Origin of the sequence: Saccharothrix sp. (genome assembly GCF_031180885.1) — a bacterium.
Taxonomy (GTDB): domain Bacteria; phylum Actinomycetota; class Actinomycetes; order Mycobacteriales; family Pseudonocardiaceae; genus Actinosynnema.
The window spans coordinates 63,277-81,301 of sequence record NZ_JAPSLK010000002.1 but is presented as its reverse complement, the minus strand read 5'-3'; the positions used below and the strand labels follow the sequence as shown (position 1 = coordinate 81,301).

Genomic DNA, 18,025 nt, shown 5'->3' with positions numbered 1-18,025 from the left:
CGGCCGGCCGTCAGCCGTTCGCGGCGAGGTGCTCCCGGACGCTGCGCGGACGCATGTCGGTCCACACCTCGGCGATGTGGTCGAGGCACTCTTGCCTGGTACCGGTCTTGCCCTCGGCGCGCCAGCCGAGCGGGAGGTCGCGGTCGGCGAACCAGACCGAGTACTGCTCCTCGTTGTTCACCACGACCAGGAATTCGCGGCCATCCGCGTTCTCGATGCCCATGACGGTGTTCTCCTGCCCTTCGCCGGCGGGCGGTCGCCGGTCAGTCAACGCTACGTGGCGGGCAGACTCCCGTGAAATCCACTGAACGGTCGAACCGCTCATTCAACGACCGGCTGGGCGGCTATTTAAATACGCTATCGATCGTCGCCGCCCGTGGTCGCGCGGTCACGGAAACAGTCGTTGTTGCGACATCCGAACAATTGCTGCTCGCTCACCCGGGGGAGGAGACCGTGCCGAACGGCCTCAGGCCGCCCGCAGGGTCAGCAGCGAGATCTCCGAGGGCGCGAAGAGCCGGAACGGCGGCCCCCAGAAGCCGGCGCCGCGGCTGGTGTACAGCCGGGTGCGCTCGCCGTGGTCGGACAGGCCCTGCAGGACGGGCTGCTGGAGCCGCACCAGCAGGTGGAACGGCCAGATCTGCCCGCCGTGGGTGTGCCCGGACAACTGGAGGTCCACGCCCGCCGCCACCGCCTTGCCGATCTCGCTGGGCTGGTGCGCCAGCAACACCACGGGATCGGTCGGCTCGACGCCCGCGAGCGCCGCCGCCAGGTCCGCGCCGTGGCCCTGTTCGCCGGAGTGCGCGGCGGTGATGTCGTCGATGCCCGCGAACACCAGCCGGGCGCCGTCGCGGTCGAGCACGCGGTGCTGGTTGTGCAGGGACGTCCAGCCCAGCTCGGCCATGTGCTCCATCCACGCCTGCGCGTTGCTCAGGTACTCGTGGTTGCCGGAGACGTAGAACCGTTGCGGCGCTTGGACTTCACCGAGGGGAGTGGACTGCGCGCGGCGCTGTTCGACCGTGCCGTCCGCGATGTCGCCGACGTGCACGACGACGTCCGCGCCCAACTCGTTGACCCGCTCGACGGTCCGCCGCGACCACTCAGTGCGGTCGATCGGCCCGTAGTGGGTGTCGGCGAGCACCGCGATGGTGAGGCCGTCGAACGCCGGGTCCAGCCGCGGCAGCACGACGTCCTGCCGCCGCACCCGCGGCACGCGCATCGCCTGCCGATACCCGTACAGGCTCAGCCCCACGATCAGCACCACCAGCAGCACGGCGACGAACCGCGCCCGGAACGGGTTCTCCACGCCCGCCACCGCCAGCGCGAGCCGCAGCACGTGGGTCACCAGCGTCCACGCGAACGCGATCCACGCGATGCCCAGCAGCGGCATGGCGATCCGCGCGGCCCGGTCCGAGTGCCGGGTGAACGAGCGGATCAACAGCAGCGGGAACGCCACCCACGCCCCGACGACCACGGCCGTGCCGACCACCGTCACCGCCACCGGCCACTGCGCGCCGGGCGCGAGCAGACCCGTCCACGGCACCCAGAACAGCAGCGTGCTGATCACGCCCAGCACCGCGCTGAACACGATCCGGCGGCGGGCGGACGGCCGGGGCGGGGCTTCCGTGGTGGCCATGGGCGTTTCCCGTCTACTCATGGACCGGATCTTCTAACGGACCGGTGGTCTCTTCCAGAGTACCCGGTCAGCTCGACCGGACGACCAGGCCGATGAGCTGGTCGACCAGGGCCTCGCGCAGGTCGGTGGCGAACACCTCGGCGGCCGGCGGCAGACCCAGCTCGGCGGCGGCCCGCGCGACCTCGTCGGTGGGGTGGGCGTGCGGCCACAGCCCGGCGACGACGACCAGGACCGACCGGGCGAACCGGGTCGCCGAGGGCTCGTCGAGCTGGGGCAGTTCGGTGCGGACCAGGTCGGCCAGGCGGGCGGTGTGGTCGGTGACCCGCGCCTTGACCTCGCGCGCGGTGTCGAGGCCGATGTTGCGCTCCAGCACGCCCGCCATGGACGCCACCAGTTCGCACAGCAACGGGTGCCGGCGCAGCGAGTCGGCCAGCGCGGTGCCGATCGCGATCGCCCGCCCGTAGGGGACGGGTTCGGCGTCCACGGACCGCACGGCGGCTTCGGCGTCGTCCAGCCACGCCGCCCACCGCCGGTCGAGGACACCGAGGAACACCGCCTCGCGGCTGTCGAAGTACCGCAGCACGTTCGACTTGGCGAGCCCCACCCGGCAGCTCAGCTCGCGCAGGCTGATGTCGGTCAGGGACGCCTCGGCCAGCATCGCCTCGGCGGTGTCCAGGATGGACACCCGTCGCGCCGCGACCTGCTCGGGCCGCCGGGCCCGCCGGAACTCCACGCCGGCCAGACTACCGGACCAGCGGTCTGTTCCGGATCACCGCAGCCCGGATCACCGCAGCCGGATCGCCGCAGCCCGGATCGCCGCAGCCCGGATCGCCGCAGCCGGATCGCCGCAGTCCGGATCACCGCAGGGCGTCGGCCAGCCGCTCCAAAGCCGTGGACCACGGCCGGGCCGTGAGCAGCGGCACGTCGTGGCGCCCCGCCTCGGCCGCCAGCCACGCCGCGTAGTGCGCGCTGTCCTGAGCGCGCTTGCGCTGGGTGCCCGACGACGGCTCGCGGATCAGGTAGTTGCGCTCCAACTGCGCCGCCTCCGGCTCGTGCACCAGGACCGACCGCACCTCGGGTCCCCACTTCGCGCAGAACTCCGGCAGCAGGTAGTCGCCCTCCAGCACCAGCGGCAGGTCGGTGTCCAGGTGGTTCTCGATCACCGCCGCCAGCGCGGGCTCCAGCGCGCGGGCCAGCGCCACCTGCGCCTCGACCACCTCGTCCGCCGACAGCCCGGCGTCGGAGTGCGTGCGCCAGTGGTGCAGGGCGGGCTGTGCGGCGGCCGTGGTGACCGCCTGGGTCGCCACGACCAGGTCGTCCACCTCCACCAGCGCCGCACCCCGCGTCCGAGCGGTCGGGTACGACAACGCGCTCTTGCCGCTCCCCGACGCCCCGCCGATCAACAACACCCGCCAGTCCACGCGCCGAAGCGTCGCAACCGCCCGCAATGAACGGCAAGCCGATTGCGACCGCCCTCAGCCAACGTTCAGCCGCGGCGTGTCCCCGGTCACGCCGCGGTCCGCGTCCACGCGGTCACCAACTCCGACAGCAGCCCCAGCGGCACCCGCCCCTCCGACAGCACGACCTCGTGGAAGTCGCGCAGGTCGAACCGCCCGCCCAGCGCCCGCTCCGCCTGCACCCGCAACCGCTGGATCTCCAACCGCCCCACCAGGTACGCCAGCGCCTGCCCGGGGTCGGCCAGGTACCGGTCCACCTCCGCCTCGATCGCCGCGTGCCCCATCGGCGTGTGGTCGCGCAGGAACGCCACCGCGCCGCGCCGCGTCCACCCGTTGGCGTGCAGGCCGGTGTCCACCACCAGCCGGGCCGCGCGCAGCGAGTCCAGCGCCAGCATCCCCAGCCGGGACAGGTCGTCGGAGTACAGGCCCATCTCGTCGGCCAGCCGCTCCGCGTACAGCGCCCACCCGTCGGCGAACGCGTTCATCGGCGCGGTGCGCCGCAGCACCGGCAGGTCCGCGCGTTCCTGCCGCAGCGACACCTCCAGGTGGTGGCCGGGCACGCCCTCGTGGAACGCGGTCACCTCGGCCTTGTAGCGCATCTGCTCGCCGGGCCGCTTGGTGTTGACGTAGTACGTGCCCGGCCGCGACCCGTCCAGCGACCCCGTCAGGTACGCGTGGGGAGTGGTCGGCGACCCCGACTTCGGGTAGGCCGCGACCGCGCACGACCGCGCCGGCACCCGGTGGAACCACTGGGGCGCCGCGACTTCCGCCCGCCGCACCGCCTCCCGCGCGGCGGCCAGCATCTCCGCGCCGTCGTGCCAGCGCAGGTGCGGGTCGTCGCGCAGCCGGGCGAACACGTCCGGCAGGTGCCGGGTGCGGAACACCCGCCACCCCAGTTCGGCGAACTCCTCGGCGAGCCCGGCCAGCACGTCCAGCCCCACCCGGTGCAGCCGCTGCGCGGACAGTTCGGTGGTGGTGTGGGCGCGCACGGCCGTCTCGTAGGCCGCCTCGCCGCCGGGCAGCCGGCACACGCCCGCGTGGTCGTCGTCGCGGCCGTGCGGCAGCACCTCGGCCAGCAGCATGTCCCGGTAGCGCAGAATGGCCGTGGTCGCGATTTCCCGGCCCTGGCCGCGGCAGATCTCGTCGATGTTCGCGAGTTGGTTGTCCAAATGCGCGACCGCGGCCCGGACGAGTCGGGCGACCGGGGTGCGGCCCGCCGCTATTCCGATACGGTGCCGTTCCGAGAGGGTGCGCAGGAATTCGGGCAATTGCCGGATCCGGCGCAGGTGCTCCGCGCGCTCGCGGCGGGTCCGCACGGGCATGGTGGCCAGGGCCAGCAGCACGCCGGCCGCCGGGGTGCTCACCGCGTCGCCCACGCCGAACTCCACCCACCGGCACGCGACCCGGTCCCGCTCGGCCCCGACCTGCTGGAGCACCACTTCGCGGGTGATGCGGTCGGTCGTCGTCAGGCCCCGCGGGTCCACCGCCCGCGCCCGCGCGCCCAAGCCCGCGAGGGTCCGGTCGAACTCCGCGTCGGCGTCCTCCCCGAAGTCCGGGAGGCGGTCTTCCTGGCCGGCGGTCCCGCACAGCGCGGCGGAGGTGGGATAGCGGTGCGCGAGGGTCTCGTGCAACTCGTCGGCAATCGTCCGGACAACGGACATGACGCCTCCCCCAAGGCATTCGGTGTTGTGTTCGGATGGTGCCACGGATTCGCCGCCAATGGGAGCGCGGAACCGCAGGTGGACCCCGAAGAATTCGCACTTGTGACGATTGCTATGATTGACCCCGTAGCCCGGCATTATTCCCGGCGCGGGCGGAGCTGTGCCCTATGAGTACAGCATGCCGAGGAACTCCACCAGCAGCCGCTCCCGCAACGGGGGCCGCGCGGCGGCCAGCAGGGTGTTGACGGTCGCCATCCGCTCGGGCAGCACCGCCCCGCCACCCAGTCCGGCCGCCGCGAGCAGACCGGCGAACTCCTGCGGTGTCAACGCGTCCGGGTCCAGCGCCTCGACGAACGCCACCACCTCGGCCGGCACGTCCACCGGTTCCGCCGCGCGCGCCGCGTCCACCGACGCCCGCAGGTCGGCCAGGAACCCCGCCTCCGCGCCCGCGTTGGCCGCCGTCACGGTCAGGTGCAGGTTCGCCGGCGACGACCGGTGCGCGAACTGCGGCTGCACGTACCAGTTCCGCGCCCGCATCTCGTCGGCCACCACGAACACGTCCACGTCCTCGGAGGCGAACGCCACCAGCGTCGAGTCCGGCTCGCCCAGCACCCGCAGGCCGTCGATCGACTCGATCCCCTCCCGGATCACCCGGGTCGACTCCAGCGCGGTGAGCGCCAGCGTCCGGTACCCGTCGTCGCCGATGTGCCGCAGCACCGCCCACGCGGCGGCCACCGGGCCGCCGGAGCGGGTGGACTGGGTGGTGGAGTTCAGCATCGTGTAGCCCGGCCAGGCCGCGCCGGCGAAGTACTGGGGGCGGCGCAGGTCGGCGTTGGCGTGCAGCAGCACGGACGTGCCCTTGGGGCAGTAGGCGTACTTGTGCAGGTCCACGGAGATGCTGGTGACGCCCGGCACGGAGAAGTCGAACGGCGGCGCGTCCGGCGCGAACGGCAGGACCCACCCGCCGATGCACGCGTCCACGTGGCACCGCACGCCCCGCTCCAGGCACGCGGCGGCGATCGGCGGCACCGGGTCCACCACGCCATGTGCGTACGAGGGCGCGCTCACCACGACCAGCACGGTGGTGTCGTCGATCGCGGCGATCACCGCGGCCGGGTCGGCGCGGAAGGTCTTCGGGTCCACCGGCACCGCCACCACCCGCACGCCGAAGTAGTGCGCGGCCTTGTGGAACGCGGCGTGCGCGGTCTCCGGCAACACGATCGACGGCGACTCCACGGACCTGGCGTCCCGCGCCGCCAACACCGCCAGCAGGCAGGACTCGGTGCCACCGGAGGTCACCGTCCCGACCGTCTCCGAAGTCCCGCCCAACAGCCGCGCCGCCGTGGCGACCACATCGTTCTCCAGCCGCAACAAGCTCGGGAATGCCGTCGGGTCCAGCCCGTTGACCGAGGACGCCAACGCGTGCGCCCGCGCCGCGAGGTCGTCCAGCCCCGGCACGGCGCTGTCGTAGACGTAGGCCAGGGTTCGGCCGCCGTGCGTGGGCAGGTCACCGGCGCGCAGCGCGGCCAGTTCGGCCAGGACGTCGTCGGCGGAGGTCATCCGGTCTCCTCACGGGGCAGCAGCGGCAGGGCGAGCACGACCAGCAGGGCGGGCAGGGCGGTGAACCCGAGCAGGGCGGCGGTCACGGCGCTGTCGGGCTGCACGGCGTCACCGGTGCCGGCCACGTACCCGCCCAGCCCCAGCACCAGCCCGTACACCCCGGGTCCCAGCGCCAGGCCGAGGGTCTCGCCGGCCGTCCACACGCCCGAGAACAGCCCGGCGCGGGTGCTCCCGCTGCGCCGCTCCTGCGCGGTGATCACGTCCGGCAGCATGGCCAGCGGGAACACCTGCATCCCCGCGTACCCGACCCCGATCACCGCCATCAGCGCGAGCACGGCGGCCACCGGCAGCGCCCGGGACGCGGTCAGCCCGACCACCGCGGCGGCGAACAGCAGCGACGCCACCACCAGCCCGAACCGCTTGCCGCGCCGCCGCCCGACCCGTTGCCACAACGGCATCACCACCAGCGCCGGCCCCACGAACCCGACGAACAGCAAGGTCTGCAACGACTGGTCGCCCAGCACCAGCCGGGCGAAGTAGTCCACGCCCGCCAACATCGTGCCCAGCCCGACCGCCTGCACCACGAACACCGCCAGCAGCAGCCGGAACGCCCGCGACTCCCGCACCGCCCCGACCAGCTCGCGCAACCCCGCCGCGGCCGGCACGTGTCGCGCCACGTCCCGCGTGCCCAACACCGTCACCACGGTCCCGACCAGGATCAACGCCCCGACCGCCACGCCCATCGGCGCGTACCCGCCGGTCAGGTCCCGCACCGCCGGCGCGCCCGCCCCGCTGACCAGGATCGCGAGCGCCAGGAACGTGATCCGCCACGCCATCAGCCGGGTGCGCTCGTCGTAGTCCTCGGTGATCTCGGCCGCCATCGCCACGTACGGCACCTGGAAGAACGCGTACGCCGTCGCGCACAGCAGGAACACCACGGCCACGTACACCGCGCCCGCCGCCCCGGTGAACGGCCCGGCGAACAGCAGCGCGAACAGCACCGCCACCGCGATCCCGCCGCGCAGCAGGAACGGCCGCCGCACACCCGCCCGGTCGCTGATCCGCCCCGCGACCGGGTTGAACAGCACGTCCCACGCCTTGGGCGCGAGCACCAGCAGCCCGGCGACGGCGGCGGGCACGGCCAGCCGGTCGGTCAGGTAGGGCAGCAGGAGCAGGCCGGGCACGGTGCCGAACGCGCCGGTGACCAGGGAGCCCGTCGCGTAGCCGGCGCGGACCCGGGTGGTGAGCGGGGTCATAGGCGGAAGATCTTCGCATTCGCGGCGTGATCCACCCAACACCGAAGTGTGAACCGTCCACCGTCCGGGTACGTGTCCCCGGAACCTGTGAGGGGAGTACGACGATGGGCAAGCACAGACTCGGCACCGCCGAAGGGCAGTGGGGTGGGCCGGAACTCGTGGAGGACGCCGAAGCCGCCGCCGAGACCGCGCCCCTGCCCGCGGTCGAGGAGCAGTCACCCTCCGGAGCCCCCGACTCGGAGTAACAACTTCACCCGTTCGAACGAGAGTGTGCCCGCGCGGAGCGGGTACACCCCGTTCGACGTGCCCGAACACCGGAAGGTGACGGTCGTGGAGTGGCTGACGGTCCACCGGGGTCGACCGGACCCGGGGCCGCTGCGCGAGATGGACCTCTGGTGGAACACCATCGGCCGCACGCTGGGCCGGGACTGGGACGTCACCACCGACGACGCCAACCCGCACGCGGTGGACGTCGTCGTCACCCGCGACGCCTACCTGATCGCCACCGTGCTGCCCGTCCCGGACGTGGTGGTCGAGGTGCACGACCACGACGTGCGGGCGGACGGCGTGCCGGTGCTGCGCTCCCGCGTCGGCATCACGGCCCGCCGCCCGCCTGTGCCGGACGGCGTCGCGGCCGGCTTCTACTTCTGCGCCACCATCCCCGCCGAGGTCGACGTGGACCGCATCGAGGCGTGGCTGCTCGACGGCGTCCTGGTGGTGCGCGCGCCCCTCACCTGGGCGGGCCGGGCGACCGCGTGATCCGCCACTCCCCGCTGGTCCGCTCGGGCACGACGACCAGCGTGACCCGCTCGCCCGGCTCCAGGTCCAACCCGTGCGGCCTGGGCCACTCCGAGACCGGTGCCGTGCTCGCGGAGTTCGGTCCCCACGTCCAGAAGACCGTGTCCAGGACCCGCACGTCGTTGACGAACGCCTGCACCCGTCCGGGCGAGTTGAGGTCGAGGTCCAGCCCTTCGGTCAGCCGTCGAGGTAGACCGGCGCCGGATCCGCCGGCGGGTCGGCGGGGTCGGCGGACTGCCCTCGCGGGAGCGCGTAGAGCACGCCCGCGAACACTACCGCCACCGCCACCGCCACCGCGCCGGCCTGCCGCCACCGGCTCCGGCGCACCTTCGCCCGCACACCCGCGATACGCGTGCGGTGCCCGTCGTCGGGGATGTCGGCGCGCTCCCGCAGGAGCCGCACCAGTTCCGTCTCGCTCACCGCCCCGCCCCTTCCCGCGTGATCGTCTCGTCCAGCCGCGACTTGGCCGGCGCGCGACTGGTCTGGCTCTTGACCATGCCCACCGAGCAGCCGAGCAGCGCCGCCACCTCGAACCCCTCGGGAACCCCCACCCTGTGGCCTTTCGACTCGTTGGACCCCGTACTACAAGTCGGGCCCGGGGGAGGGTTGCACGGTTGACAACCGAACATTTGATGTGTTCGATCGAACAGGTCGACTGATTGGAGCTGGGGGATGCGCGCCGGGATCACGATCTTGCCCGAGTACCGCTGGACCGAGGCGGCGCCGCGGTGGCGGGCCGTCGAGGAGTACGGCTTCGCGAGCGCCTGGACGTTCGACCACGTCGGCTGGAGCAGCCTGGTCGACGGCCCGTGGTTCGGCTCGGTGCCCACGCTGGCCCTCGCCGCCTCGGTGACCTCGCGGATCGAGTTGGGGATGCTCGTCGCGTCCCCCAACTTCCGCCACCCGCTGCCGTTCGCCCGCGAACTGACCGCCCTCGACGACGCGTCCGGCGGCCGTTTCACGCTCGGCGTCGGCGCGGGCGGCCAGGGCGGCTACGACACCACGGTCTTCGGCGGCACCAACCTGACCAAGAGCCCGTCCGCCCGCTACGCGGAGTTCGTGGAACTGCTGGACCTCCTGCTGACCCAGGACCACGTGACGTGGACCGGCGAGCACTACCGGGCCGTCGGCGCCCGCACCCTGCCGGGTTGCGTGCAGCAGCCGCGCATCCCGTTCATCGTCGCCGCCAACGGCCCCAAGTCCCTCGCCCTGGCCGCCCGCTTCGGCCAGGGCTGGATCACCACCGGCACCCGCCACGACACCCTGGACAACTGGTGGAAGTCCCTGGCCGACCTGTCCGCCCGCCTCGACGACACCGTGACCGACCCGACGTTCCGCCGAGTCCTCCAGTCCGACGCCGCGCCGGTGTACTCCCTGTCCAGCGTCGAGTGCTACCGCGACTTCCTCGGCCGGGCCGAAGAGTTGGGCTTCACCGACCTGGCCGCGCCTTGGCCGCGCGAGTCCGGGGTGTTCGCAGGCGACGAGGCAATCCTGGAAACCGTTGCGGCCGAAGTCCTACCCGCCCTGCGCTAGCCGGCGAGCGCCTTGACGATCGCCGCATGAACCCGATCGGTGTCCGCCGACGTCGTCCGCCAGTTGCTGAACGCCGCCCGGATCGCCTTCTGTCCGTTGTAGACGGTCGGCGTCAGAAAGGCATCACCTGACGCCGTCACCGCGTCCAGCACCTCACCGACCTCCCGGCTCTCCACCGCGAAACACACCACGTTGAGCCGCACCGGAGCCAACAGCCGCACACCGGGCGTCTCGGCGAGCATCGCGCCCAACCGCCGAGCCTGCGCCACGCAGCGCTCCACGACCTCCCGGTGTCCCTCGCGCCCGTACGCCATGAGCGCGAACCACGCGGCGAGAGCGCGCAGCCGACGCGAGTTCTGCGGGGTCAGGTGCACGAAGTCCGGGTCGTCGGTGGGCAGGCCGAGGTAGGCGGCGGCGTTCTGGAACACCCGGACCTGGAGGTCGCGGCGGCGGGTGAACTGCACGGCGGAGTCGTAGGGCACGTTGAGCCACTTGTGCAGGTCCACGCACACCGAGTCGGCCTCCGCCAACCCGTCCACCAGGTGCGCGTGCTCGTCGCTCAACGCCGCGAACCCGCCGAACGCGGCATCGACGTGCAGCCAGAACGGGTAGCGCTCGCGCAGCCGCACCAACGCGCGCAGGTCGTCGAAGTCGACGGTGTTCACCGTGCCCGCGTTGGCCACCACGGCCACCGGCCCACCACTCGACGCCAGCACCGCTTCCAGTGCCTCGACGTCCACGGCCTCGCGCCCGGGCAAAGTCGGCACCAACCGCACGCGGTCCCGCCCGAGCCCGAGCATCGACAACGCCTTGTACACGCTGGAGTGCGGCGCACCCGACAACACCGCCACCTCCCCCAGCGCCCCGACTCCCAACTCCGCCACCGAAATCCCGCGCTGCTCGCCCAGCCACTCCCGCGCGATCGCCAGGCCCACGAAGTTCGACATCGTGGCCCCGCTGACGAAAGCACCGCTATGACCGTCCACACCGAACAACTCGGCCAGCCACCGCACGGTCTCGCGCTCCAGCTCGGTCGCCGCCTCCGCACCACTGCGCGACGCCGGGTTCTGGTCGAACGCCCCCGCCAGCCAGTCGCCCGCGACCGCCGCCGGCGTGGCCCCGCCCGTGACAAAACCGAGGTAACGCGGCCCGGCCGAGGCCGCGAACCCATCCGCCCACCGCTCGGAGAACTCCGCCAGCGCGCCCTCGAAACCCCTGCCGGCAACCGGCAACGCACGCGGGTCCGCCGAAACCGCCGGGCTCACCGGCCGTTCACCCAGCCCGTTCATCACGTCACTCGCGTACCGGCGGGCGGTGTCGAGCACATCCGGCAGCGCGGCAAGGTCGGCGGCCAGCACGGGATCCACAAATCACTCCAAAGCTCTGGGAAACGTGCCGACCTTGACACGCGCCCGGAGCCGTTGTCGCGGGCCACTTCACCGAAACTGGCCTTCAGCCCGACGCCTCCACCGGCGACCGCCGCACCAGCCCCCGCACCTGCCGACTGCACAACGACCAGCACGTGACCAGCGCCAGCACCACCGCCCCGCCCAGCAACGTCGTCTCCGTCCCGAACCGCGTCCCCAACGGCCCCGCGATCACCTCTCCCACCGGCAGCGCGATGAACGACCCGAGCATGTCGTAGGAGTAGACCCGGGCGAGCTTGTCCGGCGGGATGTTCTCCTGCAACGACACGTCCCACGCCACCACGAACACCTCGCCCGACACCCCGACCACGAACATGGCCAGCAGCAACGGCACCACGTGCGGCGCCTTGGCGAGCGTGATCAGCGGGATGACCTCCAGCAGCACGACCGCCACCCCCGCCAGCAGCGCTCGTCGCGGTCGCCAGTGCGCCATCAGCACCCCGCCGACCAACGCGCCCATGGTCTGCGCGGCGATCACGAACCCCCACGCGGTGCGCCCGATGGTCCCGTCGGCCACGGCCGGCCCGAGCACGAACAGCCCGCCCGCCAGCACCGCGTTCACCACCATGAACTGGAGCACCACCACCCACACCCAGGTGCGCTCGGTGAACTCCCGCCACCCTTCGGCCAGTTCCTTGAACGCCGACCCGCCCGACCCGGTCGCACCCGACGAGTCCGGGACCCGCACCGCCCGGTAGGCCAGCGCCGCGGCGAGGAACACCGCGGAGTTGACCGCCATCGCCCACCCCGGCCCAAAAACGCCGACCAGCACACCGCCGACCGCGGCCCCGGTGAACCGGCCGCTGTTGACGAACATCCGCGCCACCGCGTTCGCCTGGGTCAACACCGCCGCCGGCACGGTCTGCGGTGTCAGCGCCGCCGCGGCCGGCAACGACATCGCCGACGTGACGCCGTTGGCGATGCTGAGCACCACCAACAGCGGCAGCGTCGCGAACCCGCCCAACACGCTCACCGCGATCACGGCCTGCGTGCCGGCGGCCATCAGCGCCGTGCCCTGGAGGATCACCGAGCGCGGCAGGCGGTCCGCGAGCATCCCGCCGAACAGCACCAGCAGCACCACGGCCACCGACCGCGCACCGACCACCACACCCAACTGCACCAGACTGCCCGTCACGTCCAGCACGGCGAACGCCAGCGCCACCGGCGCGATCGCGTTGGCCAGCTCGGCGCACCCCCGTCCGATCACCAACTGCCGGAACACCGGTTCCCGCAGCGGTGTCAACAGCCCCCCGTCCCGCACCGCCACCCCCTGGTCGAGTTTCCCGCCATTGTCCCGGTGCACGAGCGGATTTCCGGCCGGTTTGCCGAACACCCACCCGGTTTACTGGGACCGGTGAACGACATCGAGGTGCGCGCCGCCCGTCCGCACGAACTGGGTGCCGTCGGTGGGCTGAGGTGGCGTTGGACCGAAGAGGTGCACGGGTCGGTGCCGGTGCCGCTGGAGGAGTTCGTGCCCCGGTTCGCGGACTGGGCCGCGCGCAACACGGCGTCCCACCGCTGTTCCGTGGCGGTGCGGGACGGGGAGGTGCTGGGGATGGCGTGGCTGGGCGTCGTGGTGCGGGTGCCGCACCCGCGCTCGTTCGACCGGGCGTCCGGTGACCTGCAATGCGTCTACGTCAAGCCCGCCGAACGAGGGCGCGGCGTGGCCGGGCGCATGGTCGGGGACGTGCTGGCGGCGGCACGCGACCTGGGGCTGGAGCGGGTGACCGTGTATTCGACGGAGCGCGCGGTGCCGAGCTACGTGCGGGCGGGGTTCGCGGTGTCCCCGGTCCTGTTGCAGGTCGACCTGCGGATCGTGCCCCCTTCCGGGTGATTTCCGCAGTACGCGTATCCGCCGCCGGCCGGTCCCCTCCTAGTCCCCGGGAGGTGCCATGACCAGAGCTTTCACGGACGTGCTGAGACCCGGCGGGCCGCGCGCGGTGCGCGTCGTGGGCGGCGGCCGGTCGGCGTGGCTGGACGAGTTGGCCCGCGCCGCCCGGCAGACCGGGATGGCCGTCGTCCACGCGCACGCCGCCGAGGCGGGCCGGTTCGTGCCCTTCGGCGCGCTCCGGCGGGCTTTGCGCGGGGTGGACGCCGTGACCTCCCAGAACGCGTTGCTGCTGCTGGGCGCGGTGCTGCACGCGTCCCTGGACCGCAGCGCCTGCGTGTTCAACGCCGTGGAACGCCACCGCGTCCACCGCACCGCCGCCGAGCTGATCGAGTCGATCGCCCGGCCGTCGGGCCTGCTGATCGCGGTGGACGAGGCCCACCAGGCCGACCCGGCCACCCTCGAACTCCTGGACCACCTGTTCCGCCACCTACCAACGGCCCACGCCGTGGTCGCAGTCGCCGACGACCACCGCCTCCGCCTCCCCGCCGACACCCTCCTGGTCGAAACCCCCTTCCACCCCGAACCTGCGCCGGTCGCGACCCCGGCACCCGAACGGTGGGAGGAGTTGGAGGCCGCCGCCGATTCGGCCGCCCGGATCGCCCCCGCCGTCGCCGCGCACTGGCTGGACACCGCCCTCCGCCAAGTGCCCCGCACCGACGTCACCACCCGCCAGCGCCTCCTGCGCGGACTCCTCGCCGCCGCCCACGCCGCCGGACGCACCCGCGAACACCGCCGCGCCGTCCGCGACCTGCTGGCGCTGTGCCCGCCGGACCGCGCCGAGATCGCGTTGCGCTGCGCCCTCACCGACCGCGCCCAGGGCCGGCACGCCGACGCCAACGCCCTGCTGGAACGCGAACGGCGCGACCTCACCGACCGGCGCGGCCGGCTGCTGCTGGAGATCGGCCTGGTCGCCGACCCCGCCGCCGGCCGCACCCGCGCCGACCAGGCCGTGCGCGCCGCCCGCCGCTTGGACGACCCGGCCCTGCTGGTCGCCGCGCTGGCCGTGCGCCTGGGCAAACCCGTCGACCGGCGCACGTCCCACCTGCTGGAGGAGGCCGTCGCGCTGGCCGGCACGACCGACTGCCCGCCGGAGACCCTGCTGTGGCTGGGCCGCGCCCTGACCGCGCTGGAACGCCCCGCCGACGCCCTGCACCACCTCGACCGGGCGGTCCGCGCGGCCCGCGACGACGACCGCGGCGACGTCCTGGGCGACCTCGCCCAAGCGCGCGGCGAAGCCCTGGAACGCCTGGGCCGCCTCACCGCCGCCGCCGAGTGCTACCGCGACGCCGCCGAGACGCACCGCACGACCGGCGCGTCCGAGGCGGCGGCGCTGGCCGGGCTGGCGCGGATCGCGGTGTGGCGCGGCGAGCCGGCCGAGGGCCTGCGGCTGGCCGAGCAGGCGGTCGCGGCGAGCCCCGAGTTCCCCGCGCACCACGCCCTGGGCCTGGCCGCGCTGCACTCCAACGACCCGGGCCGCTGCGTCGAGCACCTCCTCGACGCGGGCGGCAGCCTCGACCTGCCCCTGGTCGACCCGCTGGCTACCGTCGAGTGGTGCACCCTGCTCGCGCTGGCCGACAGCGCCCGCAACCGCACCGCCGACGCCCACCGCTGGGCCGAGTACGCCCGTTCCCTCACCGAGGAGTTCCCCGGCCGCCTGAGACACGGCTTCGCCCGCCTCGCCCAGGCCGCCGCCCTGCGCCACACCGACCCGGCCGAGGCCGCCACCACCGCCGCCCAGGCCGCAGACCTGCTGGAACGCGCTCAGCACCCGGTGCAGGCCGGCCGCGCCCGAATCGCCGCCGCCGCCCTGTTCGCCCAGGCCGACCGCCCCGACCGGGAACGCCGCGAACTGGACCAGGCCCGCACCCTGCTGGACGCCTGCGAACCGGGCCTGTTCGACCGCGCCGGCACGACCTGGGCGGGCGCGGTTCCCGACCACGGCCTGACCGAACGCGAGCACAAGGTGCTCACCGTGCTGGCCCAGGGCCTGACCGCAGAGGCCATCGCCCGCCGCATGGACATCTCACCCAGGACAGTCCACCGCCACCTCCAGAACGTGTACCGCAAACTGGGGACCACCGACCGCCTGTCCACCGTCCTCCGCGCCCAATCCATGGGCTTGCTCGTAGAGGCCTGCTAGCCCTTGGGTTTTCAGGCCTATCGGGCCTTTAGATCCATCCCTCCCGGTCCGGTCGGCGGCGCACACTGCCGGGATGAGCGCATCTCCCGGACGTCTCCTGGCCGTGGCCGCGCTGCTCGTGGCCCTCTCCCCGGCGGTCGCCTCCGCCAAGCAGGCGGAGGAGGTCATCGTGCTGCTGCCCGGCGCCACGTCGGCGGAGGGCATCGCCTCCGGCAGGGGCTCGACCTTCTACGCGGGCGACCTGTTCGCCGGGGACATCTACCGGGGCGACTTCCGCGCCGGCACCGCGGAGCCGTTCATCGACGTCGAGAACGGGTACCGTCCCCGCTGATCGCACGACGGCAGGAGTCCCGGGGCCATCGCGGCCATGACGGCGGCTGTCCGGTCCGACACGTCGAGCTTCTTGAAGGAGCTGTGAACCCCGCCGAATGGTCGGGCGCTGGTCATGGCTGTCTAGCCACAGCGGGGCCTCGGTTCGTCCCCCACGTACGGCCGGGCGCAGCCCAACCGCGCTTCGCCCTTCACCGCCCAGCGAAGCCCTCGTCGTCCTCGTACTCTTCTTCGCCCTCGTACTCTTCGACGTAGCCGGAAGTGGGCCGGTCGACCCGTCCGCCGCCTTCTTCGTGCTCGTCGATGTGGAGGGCCTGCTCTTCGGGGCCGCCGGAGTAGGCGGTGCCCGCGTCCTGGGCGACCTCGTCCGGTTCGTCGTCGACCGGTTCGCCGCAGCCGCCGGGCGTGGTCACCTGGATGGCGTCGCGCACCTGCTCGTCCGGGCGGGTGGTGCGGCGCTCCACGTCTTCCTGCTGCTCGGACCGGATTCGTTCATCACCCATGACCTCGACTACCCCGGCTTTCGGCGGGCCTAACCCGTCTTCGGGGACCAGCCGAGGGCAGGACCGAGCCCGGTGGCGAGATCCGTGAGGATCTGCACGTAATCCTCGTGTTCAAAGGTGAACGGCAGAGCAGCCGCCAACTCGTCGACCTCGCGGAACGCCGGGTGCTTGTGCAGTTGCTCCACGATTTGCTCAGTCGTCCCCACCACGTCGGGCGCAAACATCACCCGCCCAGCCCCTTGCGGCCGCTCGGTCCGAGGCAGCCGCTTCGCCGCGTACTCCTCGTACTTCTCCTTCTGCCCCTTCGATGCACTATCGGTCGGAATCAACACCACCCCCAACGTAACCCGTGCCCCATCCCCCTCCGGGTGCTCCTCCCGAAATGCCCTGATCAACCCCCTCTGAATCTCGCCGAAGTTTTCGGACTCTTCCGCGCGCACCACGTTGTCGGTAAGAAAATTCACCCCCACGCGCCCGGCCCACCGAGCCGACCGCAAACTCCCGCCGCCGTACCACACCCTTTCCGCAAGCCCCGCAGAATGCGGCTCCACTCGCCCGGAATAGACCTCAAACCCTTCGCGCCCACCCTCCGCGACCACTTCCCCTCTCAGATATCGCAACAGCCTTTCCGCGCGTGTGTAGGTGAAGTCCTCGTGGTCGGCCGTGGTCGGGTAGAGGGCTTCTTTGACGTGGTCGAAGCGCATGGGGGTGCCGACACTGATGCCGGGGTTGAGGCGTCCGCCGGAGAGGAGGTCGACGGTGGCGAGGTCTTCGGCGAGGCGGAGGGGGTTCTCCCAGCCGAGGGGGATGACGGCGGTGCCGAGCCCGATCCGGCGGGTGCGCTGCGAGGCGGCGGCGAGGACTGCCGTTGGTGAGGAGATCCCGTACTGGAGGTGCCGGTGCCGCACCCAGGCCGTGTCGAACCCGAGCCGTTCCCCAAGCTCGATGATCTCCAACGTCGACTCGTGCCCCGCCCGCGGCGAGTCCCCGTCGAACAACCCGATGGTCAAAAACCCCAAGCCCCGCAACGACTTCCCCACCAGACCTCCAAGACCGGGTACCTAGATCATGACACGCCCCACCAACCCCCCATCCACAGAGTGGACACCGGTCCCTTGTCGAAGATCACCACCCCACCACCCTCGAACCACCCCCGCCCAGCCTCACCCCGCCCCACCTACCACTCGGCCACCCCTCACCCGCTCTCGCCCCGCCACCGCCCGCACAGGCGTTGGTGCCGGCGAGTTGCGGGTGGGCGTGGGCTGGCGCGTGTTTGGGGTAGGGCATGGTTCGGCTGGCGGCGGGTGTTCGGGCCGGAGGGTGTTCCGATCCGCACAAGAGCCCGGCGCGTTGGGTGGGGGCGCGTGCCGGCGGGGGTCTGCGGGCCGGGGCACGGGGACGGCTCAGGAGTGGGTTCCGGCGATTGCCGGGGCGGCGCGGCCACGACCTACTTCCAACCGGTGCCGGAAATCCTGCGCGCGTACGGCGTCACCCTGGTCACCTCCGATGGCGGACCGCCACCCGCATGTGGCACCGCGACCACCGGCAGCCTGACGTCCCAGGGCACCGCGGTGGAACCGAAGTCCGGCTACTACGAAGCCGTGGCCGGCGCGCACGAAGCCTGCCTCACCGGACCGGCGAACACCGACTTCGACCTGTACCTCCAGAAGTGGAACGGCTCGTCGTGGCGCACGGTCGCGTCCGGCACGGGGCCGACGTCCACCGAGAAGGTCACCTACACGGGCACGTCCGGCCGCTGCCGCTGGCAGTTGCGCTCCTACAGCGGATCGGGGCAGTACACGCTGGAGTCCACCAAGCCGTAGGGCAGGTCTTCCT

At 72.6% G+C, this 18,025-nt stretch carries 21 protein-coding genes; 7 read left to right on the top strand and 14 right to left on the bottom strand.

The annotated features are described in order from the left end of the window. Positions 1–10: 10 nt before the first annotated feature. From RIN75_RS04715 to RIN75_RS04685, 7 genes are all read right to left on the bottom strand, one after another. On the bottom strand, positions 11–223 hold the full coding sequence (locus RIN75_RS04715; protein WP_309110516.1) for an MbtH family protein: 213 nt from the start codon (positions 221–223) through the stop codon (positions 11–13). A gap of 243 nt (positions 224–466) precedes the next feature. Further along, positions 467–1,654 (bottom strand): metallophosphoesterase, encoded by a 1,188-nt coding sequence (locus tag RIN75_RS04710; protein WP_309110515.1) that lies wholly within the window; start codon positions 1,652–1,654, stop codon positions 467–469. A 46-nt stretch (positions 1,655–1,700) separates the two neighbouring features. Continuing rightward, positions 1,701–2,366 (bottom strand): TetR family transcriptional regulator, encoded by a 666-nt coding sequence (locus tag RIN75_RS04705; protein ID WP_309110514.1) that lies wholly within the window; start codon positions 2,364–2,366, stop codon positions 1,701–1,703. A gap of 124 nt (positions 2,367–2,490) precedes the next feature. Beyond that, positions 2,491–3,054: a hypothetical protein gene (locus tag RIN75_RS04700; protein WP_309110513.1), complete on the bottom strand. Its 564-nt coding sequence runs from the start codon at positions 3,052–3,054 to the stop codon at positions 2,491–2,493. An 86-nt stretch (positions 3,055–3,140) separates the two neighbouring features. Continuing rightward, on the bottom strand, positions 3,141–4,751 hold the full coding sequence (locus tag RIN75_RS04695) for a DUF885 domain-containing protein (RefSeq protein WP_309110512.1): 1,611 nt from the start codon (positions 4,749–4,751) through the stop codon (positions 3,141–3,143). Positions 4,752–4,916: 165 nt separating this feature from the next. Further along, a complete protein-coding gene (locus RIN75_RS04690; RefSeq protein WP_309110511.1) occupies positions 4,917–6,311 on the bottom strand; it encodes an aspartate aminotransferase family protein in 1,395 nt (464 codons plus the stop codon). Beyond that, a complete protein-coding gene (locus tag RIN75_RS04685) occupies positions 6,308–7,567 on the bottom strand; it encodes an MFS transporter (protein WP_309110510.1) in 1,260 nt (419 codons plus the stop codon). The genes RIN75_RS04690 and RIN75_RS04685 overlap by 4 nt, the downstream gene beginning before the upstream one ends. 104 nt (positions 7,568–7,671) lie before the next feature. Between RIN75_RS04685 and RIN75_RS04680 the strand changes: the two genes are divergently transcribed. Together RIN75_RS04680 and RIN75_RS04675 are read left to right on the top strand one after the other, a co-directional pair. Then, positions 7,672–7,812 carry a hypothetical protein gene (locus RIN75_RS04680; RefSeq protein ID WP_309110509.1) on the top strand — a complete coding sequence of 47 codons (141 nt, stop codon included), beginning with the start codon at positions 7,672–7,674 and terminating at the stop codon, positions 7,810–7,812. 25 nt (positions 7,813–7,837) lie between these two features. Next, positions 7,838–8,326, top strand: coding sequence for an Hsp20/alpha crystallin family protein (locus RIN75_RS04675; protein WP_309110508.1), 489 nt, complete (start codon positions 7,838–7,840; stop codon positions 8,324–8,326). Here RIN75_RS04675 and RIN75_RS04670 read toward each other — a convergent pair. The 3 genes from RIN75_RS04670 to RIN75_RS04660 are packed head-to-tail and all read right to left on the bottom strand — an operon-like array spanning position 8,298 to position 8,916. Then, entirely contained in the window at positions 8,298–8,504 is a 207-nt protein-coding gene (locus RIN75_RS04670) for a hypothetical protein (RefSeq protein WP_309110507.1), read from the bottom strand. The genes RIN75_RS04675 and RIN75_RS04670 overlap by 29 nt on opposite strands. Positions 8,505–8,542: 38 nt before the next feature. Then, positions 8,543–8,785, bottom strand: a complete 243-nt coding sequence (locus tag RIN75_RS04665) for a hypothetical protein (protein ID WP_309110506.1) — start codon at positions 8,783–8,785, stop codon at positions 8,543–8,545. Further along, a complete protein-coding gene (locus RIN75_RS04660; protein WP_309110505.1) occupies positions 8,782–8,916 on the bottom strand; it encodes a hypothetical protein in 135 nt (44 codons plus the stop codon). The genes RIN75_RS04665 and RIN75_RS04660 overlap by 4 nt, the downstream gene beginning before the upstream one ends. Positions 8,917–9,037: 121 nt before the next feature. On the opposite strand from RIN75_RS04660, the gene RIN75_RS04655 reads away from it, so the two are divergent. Further along, the gene (locus RIN75_RS04655) at positions 9,038–9,898 is read left to right on the top strand and encodes an LLM class flavin-dependent oxidoreductase (RefSeq protein ID WP_309110504.1); all 861 of its coding nucleotides are present in this window, start codon (positions 9,038–9,040) and stop codon (positions 9,896–9,898) included. Here the strand turns inward: RIN75_RS04655 and RIN75_RS04650 are convergent. Next, positions 9,895–11,265, bottom strand: a complete 1,371-nt coding sequence (locus RIN75_RS04650; RefSeq protein ID WP_309110503.1) for a pyridoxal-dependent decarboxylase — start codon at positions 11,263–11,265, stop codon at positions 9,895–9,897. The two genes, RIN75_RS04655 and RIN75_RS04650, sit on opposite strands and share 4 nt — an antisense overlap. Positions 11,266–11,350: 85 nt before the next feature. Next, complete coding sequence (locus RIN75_RS04645) at positions 11,351–12,568, bottom strand: MFS transporter (protein ID WP_309110820.1); 1,218 nt, start codon at positions 12,566–12,568, stop codon at positions 11,351–11,353. Positions 12,569–12,679: 111 nt separating this feature from the next. Here RIN75_RS04645 and RIN75_RS04640 point away from each other — a divergent pair, with 111 nt between their 5' ends. From RIN75_RS04640 to RIN75_RS04630, 3 genes are all read left to right on the top strand, one after another. Beyond that, positions 12,680–13,159 carry a GNAT family N-acetyltransferase gene (locus tag RIN75_RS04640; RefSeq protein ID WP_309110502.1) on the top strand — a complete coding sequence of 160 codons (480 nt, stop codon included), beginning with the start codon at positions 12,680–12,682 and terminating at the stop codon, positions 13,157–13,159. 58 nt (positions 13,160–13,217) lie between these two features. Continuing rightward, positions 13,218–15,356 carry a LuxR family transcriptional regulator gene (locus RIN75_RS04635; protein WP_309110501.1) on the top strand — a complete coding sequence of 713 codons (2,139 nt, stop codon included), beginning with the start codon at positions 13,218–13,220 and terminating at the stop codon, positions 15,354–15,356. A 73-nt stretch (positions 15,357–15,429) separates the two neighbouring features. Next, entirely contained in the window at positions 15,430–15,687 is a 258-nt protein-coding gene (locus tag RIN75_RS04630; RefSeq protein ID WP_309110500.1) for a hypothetical protein, read from the top strand. A gap of 190 nt (positions 15,688–15,877) precedes the next feature. Here RIN75_RS04630 and RIN75_RS04625 read toward each other — a convergent pair whose 3' ends face one another. Next, positions 15,878–16,189 (bottom strand): hypothetical protein, encoded by a 312-nt coding sequence (locus RIN75_RS04625; RefSeq protein WP_309110499.1) that lies wholly within the window; start codon positions 16,187–16,189, stop codon positions 15,878–15,880. 29 nt (positions 16,190–16,218) lie between these two features. Then, a complete protein-coding gene (locus tag RIN75_RS04620) occupies positions 16,219–17,229 on the bottom strand; it encodes an LLM class flavin-dependent oxidoreductase (protein WP_309110498.1) in 1,011 nt (336 codons plus the stop codon). Between the two features lie 369 nt (positions 17,230–17,598). On the opposite strand from RIN75_RS04620, the gene RIN75_RS04615 reads away from it, so the two are divergent. Further along, positions 17,599–18,012 carry a hypothetical protein gene (locus tag RIN75_RS04615; protein WP_309110497.1) on the top strand — a complete coding sequence of 138 codons (414 nt, stop codon included), beginning with the start codon at positions 17,599–17,601 and terminating at the stop codon, positions 18,010–18,012. The last annotated feature ends 13 nt before the right edge of the window (positions 18,013–18,025 follow it).